Origin of the sequence: Streptomyces macrosporus (genome assembly GCF_039533145.1) — a bacterium.
GTDB lineage: Bacteria > Actinomycetota > Actinomycetes > Streptomycetales > Streptomycetaceae > Streptomyces > Streptomyces macrosporus.
This window is the reverse complement of the sequence record NZ_BAAASZ010000052.1, coordinates 162,181-185,004: the sequence shown is the minus strand read 5'-3', so window position 1 is coordinate 185,004 and position 22,824 is coordinate 162,181. Positions and strand designations below refer to the sequence as shown.

At 74.1% G+C, this 22,824-nt stretch carries 21 protein-coding genes; 5 read left to right on the top strand and 16 right to left on the bottom strand.

What is annotated here, in order from left to right; all coding sequences use genetic code 11:
• Nucleotides 1–10: 10 nt before the first annotated feature.
• Together ABD335_RS30215 and ABD335_RS30210 are read right to left on the bottom strand one after the other, a co-directional pair.
• Nucleotides 11–1,048 carry a phosphotransferase gene (locus ABD335_RS30215; protein WP_425583786.1) on the bottom strand — a complete coding sequence of 346 codons (1,038 nt, stop codon included), beginning with the start codon at nt 1,046–1,048 and terminating at the stop codon, nt 11–13.
• Between the two features lie 66 nt (nt 1,049–1,114).
• Nucleotides 1,115–2,821 carry a protein kinase domain-containing protein gene (locus tag ABD335_RS30210; RefSeq protein WP_344329263.1) on the bottom strand — a complete coding sequence of 569 codons (1,707 nt, stop codon included), beginning with the start codon at nt 2,819–2,821 and terminating at the stop codon, nt 1,115–1,117.
• Between the two features lie 428 nt (nt 2,822–3,249).
• On the opposite strand from ABD335_RS30210, the gene ABD335_RS30205 reads away from it, so the two are divergent.
• Nucleotides 3,250–4,983 (top strand): protein kinase domain-containing protein, encoded by a 1,734-nt coding sequence (locus tag ABD335_RS30205; RefSeq protein ID WP_344329261.1) that lies wholly within the window; start codon nt 3,250–3,252, stop codon nt 4,981–4,983.
• A 119-nt stretch (nt 4,984–5,102) separates the two neighbouring features.
• On the opposite strand, the gene ABD335_RS30200 is transcribed toward ABD335_RS30205, so the two are convergent.
• The 9 genes from ABD335_RS30200 to pdhA all read right to left on the bottom strand — a co-directional run bounded on the left by ABD335_RS30200 (nt 5,103) and on the right by pdhA (nt 14,555).
• Complete coding sequence (locus ABD335_RS30200) at nt 5,103–5,666, bottom strand: bacterial proteasome activator family protein (protein ID WP_344329258.1); 564 nt, start codon at nt 5,664–5,666, stop codon at nt 5,103–5,105.
• 125 nt (nt 5,667–5,791) lie between these two features.
• Nucleotides 5,792–6,433: a hypothetical protein gene (locus ABD335_RS30195; RefSeq protein WP_344329255.1), complete on the bottom strand. Its 642-nt coding sequence runs from the start codon at nt 6,431–6,433 to the stop codon at nt 5,792–5,794.
• Between the two features lie 112 nt (nt 6,434–6,545).
• Complete coding sequence (locus tag ABD335_RS30190) at nt 6,546–7,535, bottom strand: NAD(P)H-quinone oxidoreductase (protein WP_344329252.1); 990 nt, start codon at nt 7,533–7,535, stop codon at nt 6,546–6,548.
• Nucleotides 7,536–7,544: 9 nt separating this feature from the next.
• Nucleotides 7,545–8,606: a potassium channel family protein gene (locus ABD335_RS30185; protein WP_344329250.1), complete on the bottom strand. Its 1,062-nt coding sequence runs from the start codon at nt 8,604–8,606 to the stop codon at nt 7,545–7,547.
• A 4-nt stretch (nt 8,607–8,610) separates the two neighbouring features.
• On the bottom strand, nt 8,611–10,044 hold the full coding sequence (locus ABD335_RS30180) for a molybdopterin molybdotransferase MoeA (RefSeq protein ID WP_344329247.1): 1,434 nt from the start codon (nt 10,042–10,044) through the stop codon (nt 8,611–8,613).
• 6 nt (nt 10,045–10,050) lie between these two features.
• A complete protein-coding gene (locus tag ABD335_RS30175; protein WP_344329244.1) occupies nt 10,051–10,914 on the bottom strand; it encodes an NTP transferase domain-containing protein in 864 nt (287 codons plus the stop codon).
• 16 nt (nt 10,915–10,930) lie between these two features.
• On the bottom strand, nt 10,931–12,322 hold the full coding sequence (locus ABD335_RS30170; protein ID WP_344329240.1) for a dihydrolipoamide acetyltransferase family protein: 1,392 nt from the start codon (nt 12,320–12,322) through the stop codon (nt 10,931–10,933).
• On the bottom strand, nt 12,322–13,410 hold the full coding sequence (locus ABD335_RS30165; protein WP_344329237.1) for an alpha-ketoacid dehydrogenase subunit beta: 1,089 nt from the start codon (nt 13,408–13,410) through the stop codon (nt 12,322–12,324). Before ABD335_RS30165 ends, ABD335_RS30170 begins: the two co-directional genes overlap by 1 nt.
• Nucleotides 13,407–14,555, bottom strand: a complete 1,149-nt coding sequence (pdhA, locus tag ABD335_RS30160) for a pyruvate dehydrogenase (acetyl-transferring) E1 component subunit alpha (RefSeq protein ID WP_344329235.1) — start codon at nt 14,553–14,555, stop codon at nt 13,407–13,409. Before pdhA ends, ABD335_RS30165 begins: the two co-directional genes overlap by 4 nt.
• A gap of 178 nt (nt 14,556–14,733) precedes the next feature.
• Here pdhA and ABD335_RS30155 point away from each other — a divergent pair, with 178 nt between their 5' ends.
• Nucleotides 14,734–15,234 carry an Lrp/AsnC family transcriptional regulator gene (locus ABD335_RS30155; protein WP_344329232.1) on the top strand — a complete coding sequence of 167 codons (501 nt, stop codon included), beginning with the start codon at nt 14,734–14,736 and terminating at the stop codon, nt 15,232–15,234.
• A 20-nt stretch (nt 15,235–15,254) separates the two neighbouring features.
• On the opposite strand, the gene ABD335_RS30150 is transcribed toward ABD335_RS30155, so the two are convergent.
• Nucleotides 15,255–15,863, bottom strand: coding sequence for a TetR/AcrR family transcriptional regulator (locus tag ABD335_RS30150; RefSeq protein ID WP_344329229.1), 609 nt, complete (start codon nt 15,861–15,863; stop codon nt 15,255–15,257).
• Between the two features lie 137 nt (nt 15,864–16,000).
• Between ABD335_RS30150 and paaN the strand changes: the two genes are divergently transcribed.
• A complete protein-coding gene (gene paaN / locus ABD335_RS30145; RefSeq protein ID WP_344329226.1) occupies nt 16,001–17,713 on the top strand; it encodes a phenylacetic acid degradation protein PaaN in 1,713 nt (570 codons plus the stop codon).
• 62 nt (nt 17,714–17,775) lie between these two features.
• Here paaN and ABD335_RS30140 read toward each other — a convergent pair whose 3' ends face one another.
• Nucleotides 17,776–18,321: a CGNR zinc finger domain-containing protein gene (locus ABD335_RS30140; protein WP_344329224.1), complete on the bottom strand. Its 546-nt coding sequence runs from the start codon at nt 18,319–18,321 to the stop codon at nt 17,776–17,778.
• 127 nt (nt 18,322–18,448) lie between these two features.
• Here ABD335_RS30140 and ABD335_RS30135 point away from each other — a divergent pair, with 127 nt between their 5' ends.
• A complete protein-coding gene (locus ABD335_RS30135; protein WP_344329222.1) occupies nt 18,449–18,925 on the top strand; it encodes a VOC family protein in 477 nt (158 codons plus the stop codon).
• Between the two features lie 78 nt (nt 18,926–19,003).
• On the top strand, nt 19,004–19,939 hold the full coding sequence (locus ABD335_RS30130; protein ID WP_344329218.1) for a pyridoxamine 5'-phosphate oxidase family protein: 936 nt from the start codon (nt 19,004–19,006) through the stop codon (nt 19,937–19,939).
• A 43-nt stretch (nt 19,940–19,982) separates the two neighbouring features.
• Here the strand turns inward: ABD335_RS30130 and ABD335_RS30125 are convergent, their stop codons facing one another.
• From ABD335_RS30125 to ABD335_RS30115, 3 genes are all read right to left on the bottom strand, one after another.
• Nucleotides 19,983–20,669, bottom strand: a complete 687-nt coding sequence (locus ABD335_RS30125; protein ID WP_344329216.1) for a TrmH family RNA methyltransferase — start codon at nt 20,667–20,669, stop codon at nt 19,983–19,985.
• The gene (locus tag ABD335_RS30120) at nt 20,666–21,973 is read right to left on the bottom strand and encodes an HTTM domain-containing protein (protein WP_344329399.1); all 1,308 of its coding nucleotides are present in this window, start codon (nt 21,971–21,973) and stop codon (nt 20,666–20,668) included. The genes ABD335_RS30125 and ABD335_RS30120 overlap by 4 nt, the downstream gene beginning before the upstream one ends.
• A 152-nt stretch (nt 21,974–22,125) precedes the next feature.
• Nucleotides 22,126–22,812: a DUF5819 family protein gene (locus ABD335_RS30115; protein WP_344329214.1), complete on the bottom strand. Its 687-nt coding sequence runs from the start codon at nt 22,810–22,812 to the stop codon at nt 22,126–22,128.
• Nucleotides 22,813–22,824 lie beyond the last annotated feature (12 nt).

The window sequence follows — 22,824 nt, the reverse complement described above, 5'->3', positions numbered from 1 at the left end:
TGGAGGGCGGTTACGCGCAGAAGGCGTCGCGGACCTCCGCGTAGCGGTCGGTCCACCACACCACCAGCGCGGCGGCGGCCGGGAACTGCGGGTCGGTGCGGCGGTCGCGGAGGTGGTAGCGCCAGCGCAGCATCCAGAAGTCGTTGAGCCGCTCCCACCACACCCGGTGCACGGCCGCGGCCATCTCGTCCGCGTCGGCCCCGGTGACCGCGCGGTAGGCACGGGCGTAGGCGCGGATCTTGACCAGGTCCAGGGCGCCTCCGGGCCGCAGGAAGAAGATCGCGGCGGCGCGGACGGCCTCCTCCGCGCGCGGCTGGACGGCGAGCCGGTCCCAGTCCACGATCGCGACGGGCTCCCAGGGCTCCCGGTCCCGGTAGAGGAGGTTCAGGGGGTGGAAGTCGCCGTGCACCCACCCCGCGACCGGCTCGGCCCCGGCCGGCGGACGGCGGTGGGCGTGCCGGCGCAGCAGCGCCCGGCGTTCGCGCAGCCGGTGTTCGGCCAGCTCGTCGAAGCAGTCGCGCCGGCGGCGGGCGCGGATGCGGGCGAGCAGCTCGTCCACGAGGGCGAAGGTCTCCTCGGGGTCGGCGCTGGCGTGGGCGGTGCGCTCGGCCCCGTCCGCGGGCACGACCCGCTCCAGCCCGACGTGCACCAGGCCGAGCAGCGCCCCCAGCCGGCGGGACTGGGCCGGGGAGAGCTCGCCGCCGTCGCGGTGCCGGCCCTCCACCCACGGGTGGAGGGCGTAGCACCGGCCGCCGACGACGGCGACGGTCCGGCCGGAGGCGTCCTGGACGGGCGGGACGACCGGAAGGCCGAGGTCGCCGAGGCGGGCGGTGACGCGGTGCTGGTGCTCGATGCGGTCCGGGGCGCCGGGGTCGCCGTCGAGGTGGTGCTTGAGGAAGAACCGGCCGCGGGTGGTGGACAGCCGGTAGCCCCGGTTCAACAGCCCTTGGGCCACCGGCTCGCAGGAGAGCGGCTCCCCGGCGCCGTAGCGGCGCACCAGCGTGGTGAGGGTGGTGCCGGGAAGATCACGAGACTGCACGAGCCGCATCGTAGGTCACCTGCGGCGACCACCCGATCACGGCGTGAAACCGCGGCCGGTACGTGGTATTGGGGCTCAGCTGCCGGTGGCGCTGCCGTCGTTCCCGCCGATCGGCGGCTCACCGGCGCCGCCGTCCGTGGTGCTGCCTCCCGGGCTGCCGCCGGTGCCGCCGGTGGTGGTGCCGCCGTTCTCGGTGCCGCCCTGGTCGGTGCCGCCGTTCTCGGTGCCGCCCTGGTCGGTGCCACCGTTCTCCGTGCCGCCCTGGTCGGTGCCGCCGTCCTGGCCGCCGTTCGTGCCGGTGCCGCCGGTGGTGTCGGTGGGGTCGCCGCTCGGCGTGGGCGTCGGGGAGGGCTGCGGGCTGCTGGGCCACTGGCCGGAGCCGCCGTTGTCCGACCAGCCGCCCGAGCCGCCCGGGTTGGTGTCCTCCTGCGTCGGCTCCTCGCTCGGCTCCTCCTCGGTGGGTTCGGAGGAGCTCTCCTTGTCCGTGGGCGCGCTGGTGGTCTTGCTCGGGGTCTTCGGCTCGTCGTCGCCCCCGCCGCCCTGGAGGGCGAAGAAGATGCCCGCGGTGACGGCGAGGACGGCGAAGAAGGCGATCAACGCGTACTTCAGGCCGCTGCCGCCCCTGCGGTCGTCGCCGTATCCGCCGCTCCCGTCGTAGGCGCCGCCGTTGTCGTACGGGCCGGCGGGGTTGCCCATCAGCAGCGGCGGGCCGACCCGGGTGGCGTCCGTGGCGCCGGCGAAGGTCTCGGCGCCCTGCGCGTACGCGGCGGGGGTGCCCATGGCGGGCGTGGCGCCGGTGGAGACGACCATGCCGGTGTTCCACAGGCCGCCGGTGTGGCTGCCCTGCTCCTGGAGCATCCGCAGCGCGTACTGCACCAGGCCGCGCATCTCCTCGGCGGTCTGGAAGCGGTCGTCCGGGTCCTTGGCCAGGGCGCGCATCACCAGGCCGTCCAGCTCCGGCGGCACCGCGTCGGAGACCTCCGACGGCGGCACCGGCTCGTCCTGGACGTGCTGGTAGACCACCGAGAGCGGCGTCTCGCCGGTGAACGGCGGGCGCAGCGCGAGGAGCTCGTAGAGGAGGCAGCCCGTCGCGTACAGGTCGGAGCGGGCGTCCACCGTCTTGCCGAGCGCCTGCTCGGGGGAGAGGTACTGCGGGGTGCCCATCACCATGCCGGTCTGGGTCATGGTGGTGGACGCGCCGTGGAGGGCGCGGGCGATGCCGAAGTCCATCACCTTCACGGCGCCGTTGTTGGTGATGATGACGTTGGCGGGCTTGATGTCCCGGTGCACGATGCCGTGCTGGTGGCTGTAGGCGAGCGCCTCCAGCACCCCGGAGACGATGATCAGCGCCTGCTCGGGCGGGGGCGCCTCGGCGTTCACCAGCAGGTCGCGGATGGTGCGGCCCTCGACCAGCTCCATGACGATGTACGGCACGGTGTTGCCGTCGACCACGTCCTCGCCGGAGTCGTAGACGGCCACCACGGCGTGGTGGTTGAGTCCGGCGACGGACTGCGCCTCGCGGGTGAAGCGCGCCTTGGCCACCGGGTCCTCGGCGAGGTCGGAGCGCATCAGCTTGACGGCCACGGTCCGGCCCAGGCGCACGTCCTCGGCCGCGAACACCTCCGCCATGCCGCCGCGGCCGAGGCGGCGGGTGAGGCGGTACCGTCCGTCGCCCACCGTGCCGCCATTGGGCCAGAATTCCGACGAATCGGGCGATCCGGACACCCCGCCAGCTGTCTCGTCGGGCTCCGAAGGCCCTCCGGCGGCTTGTGTCTGTGCCATCAGTCCTCGCCGTAGATCAGGTCCGCGTGAGTGCGGGTCCGTACGCTCTGCTCCTTGTGCACGCTAACAGGGTCCGGGGGCCGAGCCCCTCGGTCGGAGCGAAGAGAGCGGCGCGGTGGGTGGTGCGGAGAGCGGTGGGCAGTGACCGACCATCCAACCCGGTCCGGCCGCGAGCTGGCAAGTTACGATGTCGGACGCCCCGGGAGACGCGGGTGTGACGCGTATGCGCGCATCGTGTCACGGAACGGGCAAGCGGCTTGACGTGTCCGACCGCTGGGGCAGACTTGGCCGGTAGTCGGGTGTCCCGGGCGACGACGCTGGCGGACACCGTCGGACGACAAGAGCACATCGGCAGCACCAGCAGAGAACAACCGTACACGCGCAGGTCCACAACGGCAGTCCTGCGGCGCCGAGGGGGAAGCAGGCAGATGAGCGACGACGGCGCACGGGCCGGTGGTCACCAGGGCCGCACTGTCGGCGGCGGGCGCTACCAGCTACGGGACCTGCTCGGTCAGGGCGGCATGGCCTCGGTGCACCTCGCCTACGACTCCGTGCTCGACCGGCAGGTCGCGGTCAAGACCCTCCACACCGAGCTGGGACGCGAGGCGTCCTTCCGCGAGCGCTTCCGCCGCGAGGCGCAGGCAGTGGCCAAGCTCACCCACACCAACATCGTCTCGGTCTTCGACTCCGGCGAGGACGAGATCGGCGGCGCGCTCGTCCCCTACATCGTCATGGAGTACGTCGAGGGCAAGCCGCTGCGCTCGGTGCTCGACGAGGACGTGGCGCAGTTCGGCGCGATGCCGAGCGACAAGGCGCTGAAGATCGCCGCCGACGTGCTCGCCGCGCTGGAGGCCAGCCACGAGATGGGCCTGGTGCACCGCGACATCAAGCCGGGCAACGTGATGCTGAACCGGCGCGGCGTGGTCAAGGTGATGGACTTCGGCATCGCCCGCGCGATGCAGTCCGGCGTCACCTCGATGACCCAGACCGGCATGGTCGTCGGCACCCCGCAGTACCTCTCCCCCGAGCAGGCGCTGGGGCGCGGCGTGGACGCCCGCTCCGACCTGTACTCGGTGGGCGTCATGCTCTTCGAGCTGCTCACCGGACGGCTCCCCTTCGACGCCGACTCGCCGCTGGCCATCGCGTACGCGCACGTCCAGGAGGAGCCGCCCGTCCCGTCCTCGATCAACCGGTCGCTGCCGCCGGCGGTGGACGCGCTGATCGCGCGGGCGCTGCGGAAGAACCCCAACGAGCGGTTCCCGACCGCCGAGGCGATGCGCGAGGAGTGCGAGCGCGTCCGCAACTCGGTGCCGGCCTCGAACACCACCCCGCTGATCGTCAACGGCGGTCCGGCGCAGAGCGGCGCGGCGGTCGCCCAGTCGGTCTTCCCGCCGGTGGACACCACCGGCACCCCGCCCCCGCACGGCGGCGTGCAGCAGCCCTACCAGCCCCCCTACGCCCACAACGCCCACGGCGGCTACGGGCCGTCCACACCGCCGCCCGCCCCGGCGTACTCGACCCCGACGCCGGGTCCGTACGCGCACCAGGGCGGTGCCCCCACCCCGCCGCCGTACAACGGCCCGTCGTCCGCCTCGTCCGGGGGCGGTCGCAGGAACACCACGGTGCTCGTCGGCTCGGCCGTCGCCGCGATCATCGCCGTCTCGGCCCTGATCATCGTCATCGCGCTCAACGGCGGGGACGGCGGCAACGGCGGGAACCAGGCGAACGACTCCCGGACCCCCGTCCAGTCGACGGAGCAGCCCGCGGGCACCACCGGCGGCGACACGGGAGGCACCGGCGGCGGCGACACCGGCGGGCAGAGCACCGACAACGACAACGCCGACGAGGCGGAGGACGAGGACGGCGGCTTCAAGGACGAGGACAAGACGAAGACCGTCGACGCCGCCAAGTGCACGGATGCCACGGAGAGCATCTTCGAGAAGGGCAAGAAGAGCATGCCCGACCTCACCTACAAGCACCTGGACTCGGTGAAGACCTGCATCCGCGAGGCGGGCTGGGTCCTGGACGACGTCGAGTACGAGGACGAGAACCTGTACGGCAAGAACACCGTCCTCGAACAGTCCCCGAAGCCGTACGAGGCGTTCGACCCCAAGGAAGACAAGATCACCCTGACCGTCTCCACGGGCAACCCGGCGGCCTGACGGCCGTCTCGGGCGCCGCGCACGACACGCGCCTCGGGCCCGGCACGCGATCCGCGTGCCGGGCCCGAGGCGTCCGTGTGGGGTGGTGGGCCGGAGCTCGGAGGTGGCTCGGAGGTGGCTCAGAGGTAGGGGCCCGAGCGGGTGTGGCCGCGCCCGTCGACGTCCTTGTCGTCGGGCACCACGCCCGCCGGAAGCGCCCGGCGCATCTGTTCCAACTGGGCGCGCGCCGCCATCTGCTGGGCGAACAGCGCCGTCTGGATGCCGTGGAACAGGCCCTCCAGCCAGCCCACGAGCTGGGCCTGCGCGATGCGCAGCTCGGCCTCCGAGGGCACCGCGTCGTCGGTGAACGGCAGCGAGATCCGCTCCAGTTCCTCGATCAGCTCGGGCGCCAGGCCGTCCTCCAGCTCCTTGACGGAGCTGGCGTGGATCTCCTTGAGTCGCGCCCGGCTCGCCTCGTCCAGAGGAGCGGACTTGACCTCCTCCAGGAGCTGCTTGATCATGCTGCCGATCCGCATGACCTTCGCGGGCTGCTCGACCATCTCCGTCACGGGGGTCTCGCGTGACTCCTCTTCGGCATCACCGTCACCACTCGCGTGGCCGGTGCTGCCGAGGGCCATTCCGTCCGGGCCGACGACCAGGACCTGCCGGCCCTCGTGCGACCGTTCGTTCATCGGCTGTGTCATAACCCCATTCTGCATCCCTCGCCGCCGCGCCCGCCGGGTGATCCCCCGGGCCGTCGGACGCCGCCGGACGCCGCTGGTGGGGCGTCCGGCGGCGTCCGGTGGTGTTCGACGGCGGTCGGCGGCGTTCAGCGGCGCAGCCGCAGGGCGAAGGAGGCCAGTCCCAGACCGAGGAAGGTCAGCCCGGCGCCCAGCGGCAGCACGGGCAGCAGCTGTCCGGTGACGGGCGTCGCGGCCCGGTTCTCGGTGCCCGTGCCGTCGCTCGCGCCGTCCCCGTCGTCGCCGTGGTCGTCCTCGACGGTGCCGGTGCCCCGGTCGCTCACCTGCTCCGTCCACCCCGGCGGGGTCCGGCCCGCGTCCGGCCCGGCGGACGTCTCGGGCTGCCGCAGTCCGGCCTGGACGTCCTGGTGGTCGCTCTCCTCCTCCGACGGCGAGCCGGACGGCTCGCCGGAGGGCTCGCCGGACGTGGGCGTCGGCGTGGGGGGCGGGGTGGACGTCGGGGTGGGGATCGGCGTGGGCTCGGAGCCGTCCGGCGGCCACGGCGGCATGGACGGCCACGAGGGGAACGACGGCCGGTCGTCCGGCCGGTCGGCGTCGCCGGTGGGGGAGGGCGTGGGTGTGGGGCTCTGCTGCTCCGCTCTGGGCTCCACGGCGCTCTGGCCGTTGCCGGGGGCGGCCAGGACGGCCGCCGTGTGCTGGGCGGCCAGTGCGGCGGGCGCCGGAAGGAGCACCATCGCGCAGGCCAACAGGGTGATCGCGGTCTCTCTCACCGCTACGCCCCCTCCCGTACCAAGCATCCAGTGGTGTAACAAGGGTCACACGATCGCGTGAGTCCGGCATCTCGGACGGACCAACGACGGGACAACGGAACCCCAACGGTTCTCAAACCGTGAGAACGACCTTGCCGACATGATCGCTCTGTTCGAGTACCCGGTGCGCCTGGGCGGCATGACTCATCGGCACCGTCCGGTCCACGACGGGGCGGACGCGGCCGGAGGCGATCAGCGGCCAGACGTGCTCCCGCACCGCCGCGACGATCTCCGCCTTCTCGGACACCGGGCGGGCCCGCAGGGTGGTGGCCGTGATGGTGCCGCGCTTGGCGAGCAGCGTCCCCAGGGGGAGTTCCCCGTTGCGCCCGCCCTGGAGGCCGATGATCGCGACGCGGCCGCCGGTGGCGAGCACCTTCACGTTCCGCTCCAGGTACTTGGCGCCGATGATGTCCAGGACGACGTCCGCGCCGTGCCCGGCCGTGGCCTCCCTGACCTCCTCGACGAAGTCCTGCTCGCGGTAGTCGATCAGGATGTCCGCGCCCAGCTCCGCGCAGCGCCGCAGCTTCTCCGGGCTGCCCGCGGTGACCGCCACCCGGGCGCCGGCGGCCTTGGCGAGCTGGATCGCCATGGTGCCGATGCCGCTGGCGCCGCCGTGGACCAGCAGCGTCTCGCCCTCCTTCAGCCCGGCGATCATGAAGACGTTCGACCAGACCGTGCAGGCCACCTCCGGGAGCGCCGCGGCCGTGGCCGGGTCGAGGGGGCCGTCGGGCCCCTCGGGCAGCGGCAGGAGCTGGCCCTGCGGCACGACCACCTTCTCGGCGTACCCGCCGCCGGCCAGCAGCGCGCACACCTCGTCGCCGACCCGCCAGCCGTCGACCCCGGGGCCGAGCGCCGCGATCCGTCCCGCGCACTCCAGTCCGGGGTAGGGGGAGGTGCCGGGCGGCGGGTCGTAGAAGCCCTGCCGCTGGAGGAGGTCGGCGCGGTTGACGGCGCTCGCCGCCACCTCGACCAGCACCTCGCCCTCACCGGGCTCGGGGTCGTCGACCTCGGCCCAGACGAGGACGTCGGGGCCGCCGGGTTCGGCGATGGTGATCGCGTGCATGGGGTGACGCTACCTCCGTGGATCGTTGGGAAGGACGACGGCCTGCGAGGGCGAGGCCCGCCGGATGACGACGAGGCGGTCGGTGAGTTCCAACTTGGCCGCCTCCGGGTCGTCGAAGCCCAGCACCCGGTGGCCGCGCACCACGGAGACCACCAGGTCCTTGCACTCGCGCGGGGAGTGGCCGACCTCGGCCTTGGTGACCGGGCGCTCGGTGAGGTTCAGGCCCGTGCCCTGGTGGATCAGGTCCTCCATCACCGCGCCCGCGCTCGGGCTCAACATGGACATGCCGAGCAGACGGCCCGCGGCGCTGGCGCTGGTGATCACGGAGTCGGCGCCGGACTGGCGCAGCAGCGGCGCGTTCTCCTCCTCCCGCACCGCCGCGACGATCCGCAGGTTCCGGTTGAGCTGGCGCGCGGTGAGCGTCACCAGGACCGCGGTGTCGTCGCGCTGGGTGGCGATGATCACCTGTCCCGCGCGCTGCAACTCCGCCCGCAGCAGCACGTCGCTGCGGGTCGCGTCGCCGACGACCCCGGTGAACCCGGCGGCGCCGGCCGCCTCGATGACCTTCCGGCTCGGGTCGACGATCACTATCTGGTCCTGGGGGATTCCCGTCGAGATCAGCGTCTCGGCGGCGGACCGGCCCTTCGTGCCGAACCCGATGATGACGGTGTGATCGCGCAAGGTGGACCTCCAACGGGCCAGGCGCCACTGCTCGCGGGTCCGTTCCGCCAGCACCTCCAGAGTGGTGCCGATGAGGATGATCAGGAACAGGACGCGCAGCGGCGTGACGACCAGGACGTTGATCAGACGGGCGCTGTCGCTGACCGGGGTGATGTCGCCGTACCCGGTGGTGGAGAGGGTGACGGTGGCGTAGTAGAAGCAGTCCAGGAGGGACACCTTGCCGTCCGCGTTGTCCCCGTACTCCTCGCGGTCCAGGTAGACCAGGAACACCGTCGAGAGCAGGACGACCGCCGCGGCCACCAACCGCTTCGCCACCTGGCGCAGCGGCCCGGCGACCGGCTCGGGGAGCTGCACGTGGTGTTGCAGCTCGTCCAGCGGGATTCTCTTCATGCCGTCACGCCCACGGAAGTCTCAGGAGGCGCACGCCGGTGCCCGGCGCGGCACCGCCGGGCGGGACGACCGCGAGAGCGGTGGCCGTGGCGATGCCCCGCAGCATCGCGGGACCGGTGAAACGCAGGGACCGTACACCCCGGCCATCCTGCACGACGGGGACCAGGCGCGTGTCACGGGGGTGGCCGTGCACCTCGCCCAGGAGCGGGGCGGTGGGCGGCTCGACGGACGGCTCGGCGAACGGGGTGTCGGACGGTCCGGCCCCGGGAGCGGCCCGCAGCAGCGGCTCGGCGAGGGTGAGCAGCCCCGACACGGCCGCCAGGGGGTTGCCCGGCAGCCCGACGAGGTGCGCTCCGGCGGGCAGCCGCGCCAGCAGCATCGGATGTCCGGGGCGCACGGCCACGCCGTCCACCAGCAGCGTCGCGCCCAGCCGGCGCAGCGCGGGGTGGACGTGGTCGACGGGTCCGGACGCCGTGCCGCCGGTGGTGACGACGAGGTCGGCGGTGGTGTCGGCCAGCGCCGCGTACAGCGCCTCGGCGTCGTCGCCCAGCCGGCGGGTGGAGGTCACCTCGACGCCCAGGGCCGCCAGCCAGGGGCCGACCATCGGGCCGAGCGCGTCGCGCACCCGGCCGCCCTCGGGACGGCCGGACGTCAGCAGTTCGTCGCCCAGGACCAGCACCTCCGCGCGGGGCCGGCGCAGGACGGGCAGCTCGTCCCAGCCCGCCGCGGCGGCGAGGCCGAGCACGGCCGGGGTGATCCGCGCGCCGGCGGACAGCAGGTGGTCGCCCCGGCGGCACTCCTGGCCGCGCGGGCGGATGTCGGCGCCGTGCTGGGGCGCCCTGGGGGCGCGCAGCCGGCGGTCGCGCACCCGGCCGTACTCGGAGCGGAGCACGGCGGTGGCCCCCGGCGGAACGCGGGCGCCGGTGGCGATGCGGACGGCGTGGCCGTCGGCGAGCGGGGGCGGGGCGTCGTCCCCGGCCAGGACGCCGGGGGCGTCCCCCGGGTCCGCGAGCTCCCAGGGGCCGGGGCCGGAGACGGCCCAGCCGTCCATGGCCGAGGTGTCGAACGCCGGCAGGTCGGTGAGCGCGGTCAGGGGCTCGGCGAGACGGTGGCCGAGGGCGCTCTCCAGGGGCAGGGTGACGGGTTCGGCACGCCGCTCGGCACCGGCGCGGGCGGCCACGGCCCGGGCCCGCGGCCAGGCGAGGTGCCGCACGTCCTCCGCGCCCTCCGCCGTCCCGTGCGCCGGTTCGGCGTGCGGACGGCCGGCGCCGTGGGAGGCGCCGTCGGAGGCACCGTGGTCGGAGGCACCGCCCTGGGAAGCGCCGCTCCGGGAAGCGCTGTCGGAGGGTGTGCCGTGACGCGGCTCGCCGCGGAGGGCGCGGCCGGTCCGGTGGCCGTTGGCCAGGGCGAGGGCGTCGGCCAGTTCGTCGCCGCTCATCCGGCTCTACCTTCCCTCCGGGCCCGTCCCCGGCTTCTCCTCCTCGACCCAGCGGCGGGCGAGCTCGGCGGCCTTCCGCGCGGCGGCGGCGACGTCCTCGGCGCTTCCGCCCGCGCGGGCCGCCGCGTACCCGACGAGGAAGGTCGTCAGCGGGGCGGCGGGACGGGCCACGCCGTGCGCGGCGTCCCGGGCGAGGTCCAGGAGGAGGGCGGTGTCGACGTCGAGGTCGATGCCCAGGTCGGCCTTGACGGCGGTCATCCATTCGTTCAGCACACGCCCATGCTCCCTGATCCGCGAGCGGGCCGCGGCGAGTTCCTCCCAGGTGTCGCAGTCCAGGGACTCGTGGGGGTCGGCCGGGGCGACGCGGCGCAGCGACAGGTCGGCGGTGAGCAGCCGCAGGGGAAGACCCGCGAGCCGCCCGTGTTCGGCGGCGAGGAGGGCCAGTTCGCGCCGGAGGGACTCGGCGCGGTAGGCGCCGAGGAGGGGTTGGTCGCGGCCGTCGTCGACGATCACGCCGTCGCCGTCCTCGGCCAGGTCCGCCGCGCCCTCCAGCAGCGTCCGCACGGTGGCGGACGTCAGGAACGGCAGGTCGGCGGAGAGCACCAGCACCGTCTCGCGGTCGGCGCGGCGCAGCCCGGCGTCGAGCGCGGCCAACGGCCCGCCGCCGGGCGGCTGTTCGCGCACCCAGTCCACCGGGCGCGCGGTCGGCCGGCGCGGACCGACGACCACGGTCCGCGCCGCGTCCGCGCAGGCGTGGAGCACCCGGTCGAGCAGGGACCGGCCCCCGACGGTGAGGGCCGGTTTGTCCGCTCCGTCGAGCCGACGGGCCGCGCCGCCCGCGATGACGAGGGCGTCGTACACGTGGGTCACCCCACGAGTATGGCTCTCACAGGGTGCGCAGCAGTACGGCCGGGTGCTCGACGCAGTCGGCCACGTACCGCAGGAAGCCGCCCGCCGTGCCGCCGTCGCACACCCGGTGGTCGAAGGTGAGCGAGAGCTGGACGACGTGGCGCACCGCCAGCTCCCCTTCGTGCACCCACGGCTTGGGGGTGATGCGTCCGACGCCGAGCATCGCCGCCTCGGGGTGGTTGATGATCGGCGTCGAGCCGTCCACCCCGAACACCCCGTAGTTGTTGAGGGTGAAGGTGCCGCCGGTCAGCTCGGCCGGTTTCAACGTCCCCGCGCGGGCGGCCTCGGTGAGCCGGGCGATCTCCTCGGTGAGGTCGGTGGCGTTGCGTTCGTGGGCGTTCCGCACGACGGGCACCACGAGCCCGCGCTCGGTCTGGGCGGCGAAGCCCAGGTGCACGTCGGGGAGTCGGACGATCTCGCGGGCGGCCGTGTCCACCGTCGCGTTCAGTTCGGGGAAGCGGGCGAGGGCGGCCGTGCAGATCCGGGCGAGGAGCGCCAGCAGGGAGATCTTGGGTCCCGCGGCGTTCATCGCCCGCCGGGCGGCGAGCAGTTCGGTGGCGTCGGCGTCCACCCAGCAGGTCGCGTCGGGGATCTCGCGCCGGGAGGTGGCGAGCTTCTCGGCGACCGCGCCGCGCACGCCGCGCAGGGGGACGCGCTCGCCGGACGCGAGGGCCGCGGCGGACGCGGCGGGGACGGGAGCGGTGTCGACCGGCGCGGCCGTGCGGACCGCGGCCGTCTCGGCGGCCCGCTCGACGGCCCTCTCGACGTCGGCCCGCAGGATCAACCCCTGCGGACCGGTGCCGGTGATCCGGCGCAGGTCGAGCCCGTGCTCCCGCGCGAGCCGCCGCACCAGCGGCGAGATCACGGCGACGGGTCCGGCGGGGGGCCGGGTGTCGGCGGGCGTGGCGGCGGGGGCGGCCACGGGGGCGGGGGAGGGCGTGGGGGCCGTCGGGCGGACCCGGCGCCGGCGGGCCGCGGGGGCGCCCGTGCCGTAGCCCACCAGGACGTTCCCCGAGCGCTCCGGCTCCGCCCCGGCGGCTCCTTCGGCCCGTGACTCGGCACGCGACGCGGCGGGCGCCCCGGCGCCGGACTCCGCGCGGGAGCCCCCGCCGTCCTCGGAGGGCGCGCCGACGGCCACCGTGATCAGGGGCGCGCCGACGGGGATCTCGGCGCCCTCGTCGCCGAACCGGGCGGTGACCACACCGCCGTACGGGCAGGGCACCTCGACCATCGCCTTGGCCGTCTCGACCTCCACGACCGGCTGGTCCACGGCGACGACGTCGCCGACGGACACCAGCCAGCGGACGATCTCGGCCTCGGTCAGCCCCTCGCCCAGGTCGGGCAGGGTGAACTCGCGGACCTCGGGCATCAGTGGTCACCCCCGCCGAACGCCTCGGGCCGCTCGGTCCACTCCGACTCCCACTGGAGCCGGGCGACGGCGTCCAGCACCCGGTCCACGCCGGGCAGGTGGTACCGCTCCAGCATGGGCGGCGGGTAGGGGATGTCGAACCCGGCCACGCGCAGCACCGGCGCCTCCAGGTGGTGGAAGCAGCGCTCGGTGATCCGGGCGGCGATCTCGCCGCCGGGGCCGCCGAACGCGCTCGCCTCGTGGACGACCACGGCCCGCCCGGTGCGCCGCACCGACGCGCAGACCGTCTCGTCGTCGAAGGGCACCAGGGAGCGCAGGTCGACGACCTCCAGGTCCCAGCCCTCCTCGCGGGCGGCCTCGGCCGCCTCCAGGCAGACCGGCACCGACGGCCCGTAGGTGACCAGCGTCGCGGACGTCCCCGCGCGGCGGACCCGGGCGCGACCGATGGGCTCGACCGGCTCCGGCGCCTCGGGCGACCAGTCGGCCTTCGACCAGTACAGCCGCTTGGGCTCCAGGAAGACCACCGGGTCGTCGGAGGCGATGGCGGCCCGCAGCAGCCCGTAGGCGTCGGCCACGGTCGCCGGGGTCACCACGTGGAGGCCGGGGGTGGCCATGTAGTACGCCTCGGAGGAGTCGCTGTGGTGCTCCACGCCGCCGATCCCGCCGCCGTAGGGCACGCGGATCGTGATGGGCAGCGGCAGCGCGCCGCGGGTGCGGTTGCGCATCTTGGCGACGTGGCTGAGGAGTTGCTCGAACGCCGGGTAGGCGAAGGCGTCGAACTGCATCTCCACCACGGGCCGCAGCCCGTACATCGCCATGCCGACGGCCGTGCCCAGGATGCCGGCCTCGGCCAGCGGGGTGTCGGTGCAGCGGTCGTCGCCGAACTCCGCCGCCAGGCCGTCGGTGATCCGGAAGACGCCGCCGAGCGTGCCCACGTCCTCGCCGAGGACGTGGACGGACGGGTCCTCGGCCATGGCGTCGCGCAGGGCGCGGGTGAGGGCCTGGGCCATGGTGGCGGGCTTGCCGGCGGCCCGGGCGGCTCCGGACCTCCGGGCGCCCTTCCCCGTTCCGGTGGTGGCGGTCGTCATCGCTCGTCCCCCTCCTGGCCGTCCTCGGCGCTCTCCTCGGCCTCCAGTTCGGCGCGCAGCCGCTCGGCCTGCTCCCTCAGTTGCGCGGTCTTCTCCGCGTAGACGTGGTCGAAGAGGGCCATCGGGTCGAGCACCGGGTCCTCGTTCATCCGCGCGCGCAGCCGCGCCGCCATCTCCTCGGCCTCCTCGTGCGCCCTGGCCTTCCCGGCCTCGTCGAGCAGGCCGCGGGCGGTCATCTCGCGCTCCAGCAGCGCCACGGGGTCGTGTTCGCGCCAGGTCTCGACCTCGGCGTCGTCGCGGTACCGGGTGGCGTCGTCGGCGTTGGTGTGGGCGTCCAGCCGGTAGGTGACCGCCTCCACGAGGGTGGGGCCCTCCCCGCGCCGGGCGCGCTCGACGGCCTCGGAGAGCACCCGGTGGACGGCGACGACGTCGTTGCCGTCCACCAGCCGGCCCGGGATGCCGTAGCCGACGGCCTTGTGGGCCAGCGAGGGCGCGGCGGTCTGCTTGGCCAGGGGGACGGAGATCGCGAAGCCGTTGTTCTGGACGAGGAAGACGGTCGGGGTGCGCCAGACGGCGGCGAAGTTCAGGGCCTCGTGGAAGTCGCCCTCGCTCGTCCCGCCGTCGCCGACCATGGCCAGGGCCACCACGTCGTCGCCCTTGAGGCGGGCGGCGTGGGCGAGCCCGACGGCGTGCGGGAGATGGGTGGCCAGGGGGGTGGACAGCGGGGCGACGCGGTGCTCGTGGGGGTCGTACCCGGTGTGCCAGTCGCCGCGGAGGAGGCCGAGCGCCTCGGCCGGGTCCATGCCGCGGGCGACGGCGGCGAGGGTGTCGCGGTAGCTGGGGAAGAGCCAGTCGCGCTCCTCCAGGACCAGCGCGGCGGCCACCTCGCACGCCTCCTGCCCGGTGGAGGAGGGGTAGACGGCGAGCCGGCCCTGTTTGGTGAGCGCGGTGGCCTGCCGGTTGTAGCGGCGGCCCCTCACCAGGTGCCCGTACAGCGTCCCGAGGAGCTCCGGGTCCAGGTCGGCGCCGGTGCCCAGCAGCCGGTACGGCTCCGGGTCCGGCAGCAGCGGCGCGGGATCGGTGCGCGGTTGCCAGGCGGGGGGCGGCGCGGGGCGGTAGGCGCCTGGCTGTTCCAGGACCGTCATGTCGTGCACCTCCTGGTAGGGGGCATCGCGAACGCGGAGCCACGCAGGGTGACGGGCTTCCCTACCGATTGTTCGGTCACTGGCGCATTTTGGCTACGGGTGGGGAGGCCCTGTGGACAAACGGTTCTGCAACGCGTGGGATGTCGGCAGGACGTCCATCGAGGGGAGGCGGCAGGCCATGTCGGAAGAACGGATGGCTCCCGTGGAACCGGAGAGTGACCACCGGCCGGCGGCCCGTCCGCTCGACCCGGTCGACCGGGCCATCCTGCGGATGCTGCAACTGGACGGCAGAGCGTCGATACGGTCGGTGGCCGAGCGGGTGCACGTGTCGCGGGCGAACGCCTACGCCCGGATCAACCGCCTGGTCGAGGACGGGGTGATACGCGGCTTCGCGGCCCGCGTCGACCACGAGCGGGCCGGCCAGGGAGCCTCGGCGTACATCACGCTGAAGATCGTGCAGAACTCCTGGCGCACGGTGCGCGAGAAGCTCAAGGCGCTTCCCGGAGCCGCGCACATCGCGCTGGTCAGCGGGGACTTCGACGTCCTGCTGCTGGTGCACACCGCCGACAACCGGGCGCTGCGGGAGTTGGTGCTCACCCGCATCCAGGCGATTCCGGAGGTGCTGAGCACCCGTACGCTCCTGGTCTTCGAGGAGACCGACCTCGAACCGGAGCCGTGAGCCGGATCGCTTCCTCCCGCCTACTGCCCGCGCAGGCCCTCGAAGGCGAGCCGCACGACCGTGTCGGCGATCCGCTCGCCGTCGGAGGCGCCGCCGGGCAGGGGTCGGTACCACTCCACGACGGAGTTGATCATTCCGAAGAGCAGCCGCGTCGTCAGCCGGGCGTCGAGGTCGGCGCGGAGGTCCCCCTCGGCGACGGCGGCCTTCAGCAGCTCGGCGACCCGGTGGTCGAACTCGCGGCGGCGCTCCATCGCCCAGCGCTCGGTGCGGGTGTTGCCGCGCACCCGCAGCAGCAGCGTGACGTAGGGCAGCTCGGCCGTCAGGACCCCGACGGTGCGGCGGGTGACGTGTTCCAGCCGTTCGATCGCCCGCCCCTCGCGGGCCTCCGGCTCGTCCAGCACGGCGAAGAGGCCGTCGAGCGCGCGGGATATCGCCCGGCGCAGCAGCTCCTCCTTGCTCCGCACGTGGTGGTAGATGGACGACTTGGAGATCCCGGCCGCGCGGGAGAGGTGCTCCATGGAAGTGCCGTCGTACCCACGCTCGTTGAAGACCTCCACGGCCACCGCGAGGAGCGATTCGGGCGTGTAGGTGTCGCGCCGGGGCGCCTTGGCTGACGGCTTGGCTGGCATGGCCCCGATGTTATCCACAGGTCTCCGCTCCCCCTTGCCCGACCGATCGTTCGGTAGCAGTATCTACCTGTCCGTCCGGACGCGCACTGCCCGCGTGCGCGCAGCCCGTACACCCGCTCGACGAGGAGTTGGTCCCGATGGCCACCGCACCCACCCAGGCCCCGCCGGCGGTCCCGGCGCAGCTCGTGGAGAAGCACCGCCCCACGCTGGACCGGGCGCTGGAGGCGATCCGCACCAGGGACTACTGGTCCCCCTATCCGGAGCACCCCAAGGCATACGGCGAGGAGCACGGCTCCCTGGGCGCCGCGGAGGGCAAGGCCGCGTTCGACGCGCTGCTCGGCACCCGCTTCGACCTGGACCAGCCCGGCACGGACGGCTGGGTGGCCGGCGAGGTCTCGCCGTACGGCCTGAAGCTGGGCACCGAGTACCCCCACGTCGACGTCGACGTGCTGCTGCCCGCGATGCGCGCCGCGATGCCGGCCTGGCGGGACGCGGGTCCCGAGGTCCGGGCGGCGGTGTGTCTGGAGATCCTGGCCCGGATCAACGCGCGCACCCACGAGTTCGCCCACGCGGTGATGCACACCAGCGGGCAGGCGTACCTGATGGCGATGCAGGCCGGCGGCCCGCACGCCCAGGACCGCGGCCTGGAGGCGGTGGCGTACGCCTACGTCGAGCAGACCCGCGTCCCGGCGGAGGCGGGGTGGACGAAGCCGCAGGGCAAGCGGGACCCGCTCCGGCTGACCAAGCGCTTCACCGCGGTGCCGCGGGGCGTCTCGCTGCTGATCGGCTGCAACACCTTCCCGACCTGGAACGGCTACCCGGGGCTGTTCGCCTCCCTGGCCACGGGCAACCCGGTGCTGGTCAAGCCGCACCCGCGCGCGGTCCTCCCGCTCGCCCTGACGGTGCGGGTCGCCCGCGAGACGCTCGCCGAGGCCGGCTTCGACCCGAACCTGGTGGCGCTGGCCGCCGAGCGGGACGGCGAGGGCATCGCGAAGGAGCTGGCCGTCCGCCCCGAGGTCCGGATCGTCGACTACACCGGCTCGACGTCCTTCGGCGACTGGCTGGAGGCCAACGCCCGCCAGGCCCAGGTCTTCACCGAGAAGGCCGGGGTCAACACGGTGATCGTGGACTCCACCGACGACTATCGCGGCATGCTGGGCAACCTGGCCTTCTCCCTCTCCCTCTACAGCGGCCAGATGTGCACCACCCCGCAGAACCTGCTGATCCCGCGGGACGGCATCGACACCGACGCGGGCCACAAGTCCTACGACGAGGTGGTCTCCGACCTGGCGGGCGCGGTGGACAAACTGCTCGGCGACGACCAGCGGGCGGTCGCGCTGCTGGGCGCGATCGTCAACCCGGGGGTGCGGGAGCGGCTGGAGGGCGCGGCGGAGCTGGGCGAGGTCGCCCTCGCCTCCCGCGCGGTGACCCACCCGGAGTTCCCCGACGCCACGGTCCGCACCCCGGTGATCGTCAAGCTGGACGGCGCCGGGCCGGAGTCGGCGTCGGTCTGCATGTCGGAGTGCTTCGGCCCGGTGTCCTTCGCCGTCGCCGTGGACTCCACCGCCGACGCGGTCGCCCTGCTGCGCCGCACCGTCCGGGAGAAGGGCGCGATGACGGTCGGGGCGTACACCACCTCGCCGGAGGTGGAGCGGCTGGTCGAGGACGCCTGCCTGGAGGAGTGCGCCCAGCTCTCGCTGAACCTCACGGGCGGGGTGTACGTCAACCAGACCGCGGCGTTCTCCGACTTCCACGGCTCCGGCGGCAACCCGGCGGCCAACGCGGCGCTGTGCGACGGCGCCTTCGTGGCGAGCCGCTTCCGCATGGTGGAGGTGCGCCGCCCGGCCTGACGCCTTCCGTCCTCCCGGCCACGCCCGCGCCCGGTCGGCCCCGAGTGGTCGGTCCCGGGTGGTCAGTCCCGGGTGCGGGCGTAGTGCCGGGACGCCTTGGCCCGGTTGCCGCAGACCGCCATCGAGCACCACCGCCGCCTGCGGTTCTGCGAGGTGTCGAAGAAGTGCAGCACGCACTTCGGATGCGCGCAGCGGCGGATGCGGGTCGGGTCGAGCCTCAACAGTCGCAGATAGTCGTCGACGGCCAGCCAGGCGGCCAGCCAGGCGGGCGGGTCGGCCTCGACGTCGTCGTGGGGTCCGTCGGGTGACAGCACCCGGCGGACCCTTCCGTGTGCCAGGACCTCGTTGAGCCCCGCGCGCGCCTCCTCGGAGGGCCCGGCGGGGTCGGCGACGGCCGCGGCCAGCGCCTCGCGCGCCCGCAGCACGGCGGCGAGCGCCGCCTCGTCGGCGACGCAGCGGTCGGCCAGGCCCGCCGACCCCAGCCAGATCGCGAGTCCGTCGACCCCGGTGAGCAGGTCCCGGGCCGCGCCGTCCTCCACCCAGCGGGTGTTCAGCAGGTCCAGCGAGAGCGGTTCGCCGATCAGCGGGCGCGGGTCGTCGGCAGGCATGGCCCCATCCTAACCCTCTAACCCCTATAGACCCTTGTACCGGTTGACGCCCACGAATCTAACCCCTATGTTCAGCGGTAACGGTTAGTCCGGATCGGCCGGCGACCACCGAAAGAGGGGGACCCCCATGTCCAGCGCGACCCGTACGACCGCCGCACCGGCCACCCTGCGCACCGGCCACGTCGGCCTGAACGTCACCGACCTCGACCGCTCCCTCGCCTTCTACCGGCGGGTCTTCGGCTTCGAGGCCGCCCACGAGGGCCGCGACGGCGACCGCCGCTGGGCCTTCCTCACCCGCGACGGGCAGCTCGTGGTCACCCTCTGGCAGCAGAGCGAGGGCGGCTTCGCGACCGGCCGTCCGGGCCTGCACCACCTGTCGTTCCAGGTCGACACGGTCGAGGAGGTGCGGGCCGTCGAGTCCGTCCTGCGCGAGGTGGGCGCCGAGTTCGCCTACGACGGCGTCGTCCCGCACGGCGAGGGCGCCGCGTCCGGCGGGATCTTCTTCACCGACCCCGACGGCATCCGGCTGGAGATCTACTCCCCCGCCGGCGCCGACGAGGCGCCCGCCCCCAGCGGCACCGCGCCCACCTGCGGCTTCTTCTGAGCCTCGGCCCGGCCGGAGCCACGGGACGACAGAGCCGCGAGACGGCGACGCGAGGACGCGAGGAGGAGCGGGCACACCATGACGACGACCGAGGCGACGACCGTCTACCACCCGGGCGAGCGCGCCGTGCAACGCCGGGCGGGCGCCGCCGAAGCGGCCGACCACGTGGGTCGGAGCATCCACGGCACCGTCCCGCCCGTCGCGGCGGCCTTCCTCGCCGAACGCCGCCTGCTCGTCCTGGGCGCGGCGGACGTCGAGGGCCGGCTGTGGGCGTCACCGCTGACCGGTCCGCCCGGATTCGTCGAGGCCGTGGACGAGCGGACCGTCGTCGTCCGCGGCCTGCCGCGCCCCGGCGATCCGCTGGCCGGTCCGCTGGGCGCGGGCCCGGCGCACGTCGGCGCGATCGCCGTCGAGCCGGCCACCCGCCGCCGGATGCGGTTCAACGGCACCGCGCGCCCGGACGGCGCGGGCCTGCGGATCACCACGGAGCAGGTCTACTCGAACTGCCCCAAGTACATCCAGCGCCGCTCGGTCACCGGGGAGCACCCGCCACCGGAGGACGGCCCGGCCCCCGTCCGCGGGGACGCGCTCGCTCCCCGGCAGCGGGAGGCGATCGCCGCCGCCGACACCTTCTTCGTCGCGACGGCGGCGGAGGACGGCTCGGCCGACGCCTCGCACCGGGGCGGCAATCCGGGCTTCGTCCGGGTCCTGGGGCCGGACCGGCTGTGCTGGCCGGAGTACCGGGGCAACTCGATGTACATGACGCTGGGCAACCTGGAGCAGAACCCGGCCGCCGGGCTGCTCTTCCCCGACTGGTCCACCGGCGGGTTCCTCCAGGTCACCGGCGAGGCCCGGGTGGACTGGTCCGCCTCCCGCGCCGCGGCCGTCCCCGGCGCCCAGCGGATCGTGGACTTCACGGTCACCGGTGTGGTCGAGTTCGCCCGCGGCGGCGGACCGCGCTGGAGCGCCCCGGAGTTCTCCCCCGCCAACCCGCCCGTCGCGCCCGCCGCTTGAGGGCGGACCGTCGAGGGGCGCGGCGGTCGGTCGATCCGGGCGGTCAGCCGATCTCGGCGTGCGCGCGGATCCAGGCGTGCATGGCGATGGCCGCCGCCGCGCCCGCGTTGATGGACCGGGTGGAGCCGAACTGGGCGATGGAGCAGACCTTCTCGGCGTGCTTCCACGCCTCCTCGGTCAGTCCCGGCCCCTCCTGTCCGAACAGCAGCACGCAGCGGCGCGGCAGCTCGGTGGTCTCCAGCGGCACCGCGCCGGGGAGGTTGTCGATGCCGATGATCGGCAGCCCCTCGGCGCGCGCCCAGTCGGCGAGGGCCGCCACGTCCGGGTGGTGGACGATGTGCTGGTACCGGTCGGTGACCATCGCGCCGCGCCGGTTCCAGCGGCGCTTGCCGACGATGTGGACCTTCCCGGCGAGGAAGGCGTTGGCGGTGCGGACGACGCTGCCGATGTTGAAGTCGTGGGTCCAGTTCTCCACCGCGACGTGGAAGTCGTGCCGCCGGGTGTCGAGGTCGGCGACGATCGCCTCGCGCCGCCAGTAGCGGTAGCGGTCGACGACGTTGCGCCGGTCGCCGTGGGCCAGCAGTTCGGGGTCGTACCGCTCGTCCGTGGGCCACGGCTCGGGATGAGGGCCGACCCCCACCTGCGGTCCGTAGCCCTCGTCGTACTGCACCGGCTCGCCGTCCGTCGGATCGCCGTCCGCCCCCCGGGGCCTGGTCTCGCTGCCGTTCACCCCACGAGGGTACGTGCGGGGCCGGAGGCGCCGTCCGTCTCCTCCCGCTCCGCCGCTCCCCGCGAGCGCGGACGGAGGCGGAGGCGACGGCCCAGCCGCGCCGCCCGGCCGCCCAGCCAGACCAGGAAGACCGTCGGCAGGAAGACGGCGTCGGCGGCGATCATGGCGAGCGAGAAGAACGGCAGCCCGAGGACGACGGCGATGGAGGCGTGCTCCAGGATCATCAGGGCGAGCAGCACGTTCTTCACCCGGCGGTTGAAGAGGGTGAAGGGGAAGGCGACCTGGACGATCACCGTGCCGTAGCTCAGCACCATGACCATCGGTCCGCTGCTTCCCAATACCTCGGAGAGGGCGGGCCAGGGGGCGAAGTAGTCCAGGTTCAGGGGGTAGTAGACGGCGGTGCCGTCCTGCCAGCGCGAGCCCTGGATCTTGTACCAGCCGGCGGTCGCGTAGATCAGGCAGACCTCGGCCATGATCACCAGCAGGGCGGCGTTGTGGACCACGTTGCCGAGGATGTCCATCAGGCGGCGGACGTCGGCCTTCCGCCCCGTCTCCGCCCCGCGGTCCTCGCCCGCGTCCGCGCCGCCGTCCTCCCCCGCGTCCGCGCCGGCGGGTCGGGTGGGCCGTACGCACCACCACAGGCCGTACACCAGCCACAGGCTCCACAGGACGGTCGCCCAGCCGACGAAGGGCACCGGGCCGTCCTCGCCGAACCAGCCGACCTCGCCGCGCACGGTGGCCACCAGCAGGGCCGTCCCCAGCACCGCCCACAGCGCGATGCCCAGCGGATCGGTGCCCGGGTCGTCCGCGGGGCGCCGGGCCCGCCGGCGGGCGTCCAGGGACCAGACCCGGCCGCACCGGGTGAGCACCAGGTACATCGCCATCAGGTGGACGACGTTGTCGCCGCCGTCGCCCATGAAGACGCTGCGGTTCTGGAGCGAGAGCACGCCGATCATGAAGAGGACCGACATCGTCCGGGTCCGCCAACCGACCAGCAGGGCGGCGGAGGCGAGCACCGCGAGCGCGTAGACGGTCTCGAACCAGAGGGTGCCGTCGGACCACAGCAGCACCGTGAAGGCATGGTTGCTCTCGACCAGCCTGCTGCCCAGCTCCCAGCTCCAGGGGCCGTCCGGCCCGTACAGCTCGCGCCGGTTCGGCCACTCGAACAGCAGGAAGGCCAGCCAGGTGAAGGAGAACCCGATCCGCACGACCGCGGTCTGGTACGGGCCCAGGGCACGGTCGGTGACCTTGGTGACGCCGGCGACGACCGCGCGGTCGGCACTCGCGGCGAACCGCCGCGCCAGGGAGCGGACCGAGTCCGGGTCCGGGTCCCGGGACGGCCGCGGAGCGCCCTCCCTCTCGGCGTCCCGCGCCCCCTCCCTCTCGGCGTCCTCCGCGGCCCGGGGCTCGGGGACGGCGGGGACGGACGGGCCGGTCCCGCCGGTTTCGGACTGCGTCACTTGCCCTCCGGAACGTCCGAGCGGTCGACCGCCCACCAGGGCAGCGTCCGGTACGTGGTCTCGGTGTCGATGCTCTCGCCGCTCCACGGCGGCGGGGCGACCGGCGTGGTCGCCGACCGCACCTGGACGCGCCTGACCTCTCCGCCGTTGAGCTCGGGCCCGAAGCGCAGCATCACGATCCGCCGCAGGTACTCCTCGGAGAGCTCGCCGCGCAGGCCGTTCGGCCGGTTCTCCGCGTCGTGCGAACCGGTGAAGAAGTCCCAGGCGCGGCGCAGCTCGTTCTGTTCGGTGTGGCTGGGGAAGGGGTTGCCGCGGATGCCCTCGGCGTCCATGGCCGACAGGTCCACCCAGCCGGTCCGCTCGGTGGTGCCGTCCGGCCGGAGCACCTCGGCGCGGGCGTGGACGGCGATGTTCTGCTGGAGCGGGTTGGGCGCGAACAGCTTCCAGTTCTGCTCGAACTCCGGGTAGACGTACTCCTCGACCGCCTCGCCGTACTGCCTGCTGACGGTGTTCGACGGGGCGACGTGCAGGAAGACCGCCGTCAGGTGGACCGCGACGAACACGGCGACGGCCCCCAGCACGACCGCGACGACCGTCCGGGCCACGGGCGGGAGCGCCATCACGCCCGACGGCGACGTCCCCTCCCGGTGCGTCTCCCGGTGCGTCCGCGCTTGTGGCTCCATGCCCTCCCCGAT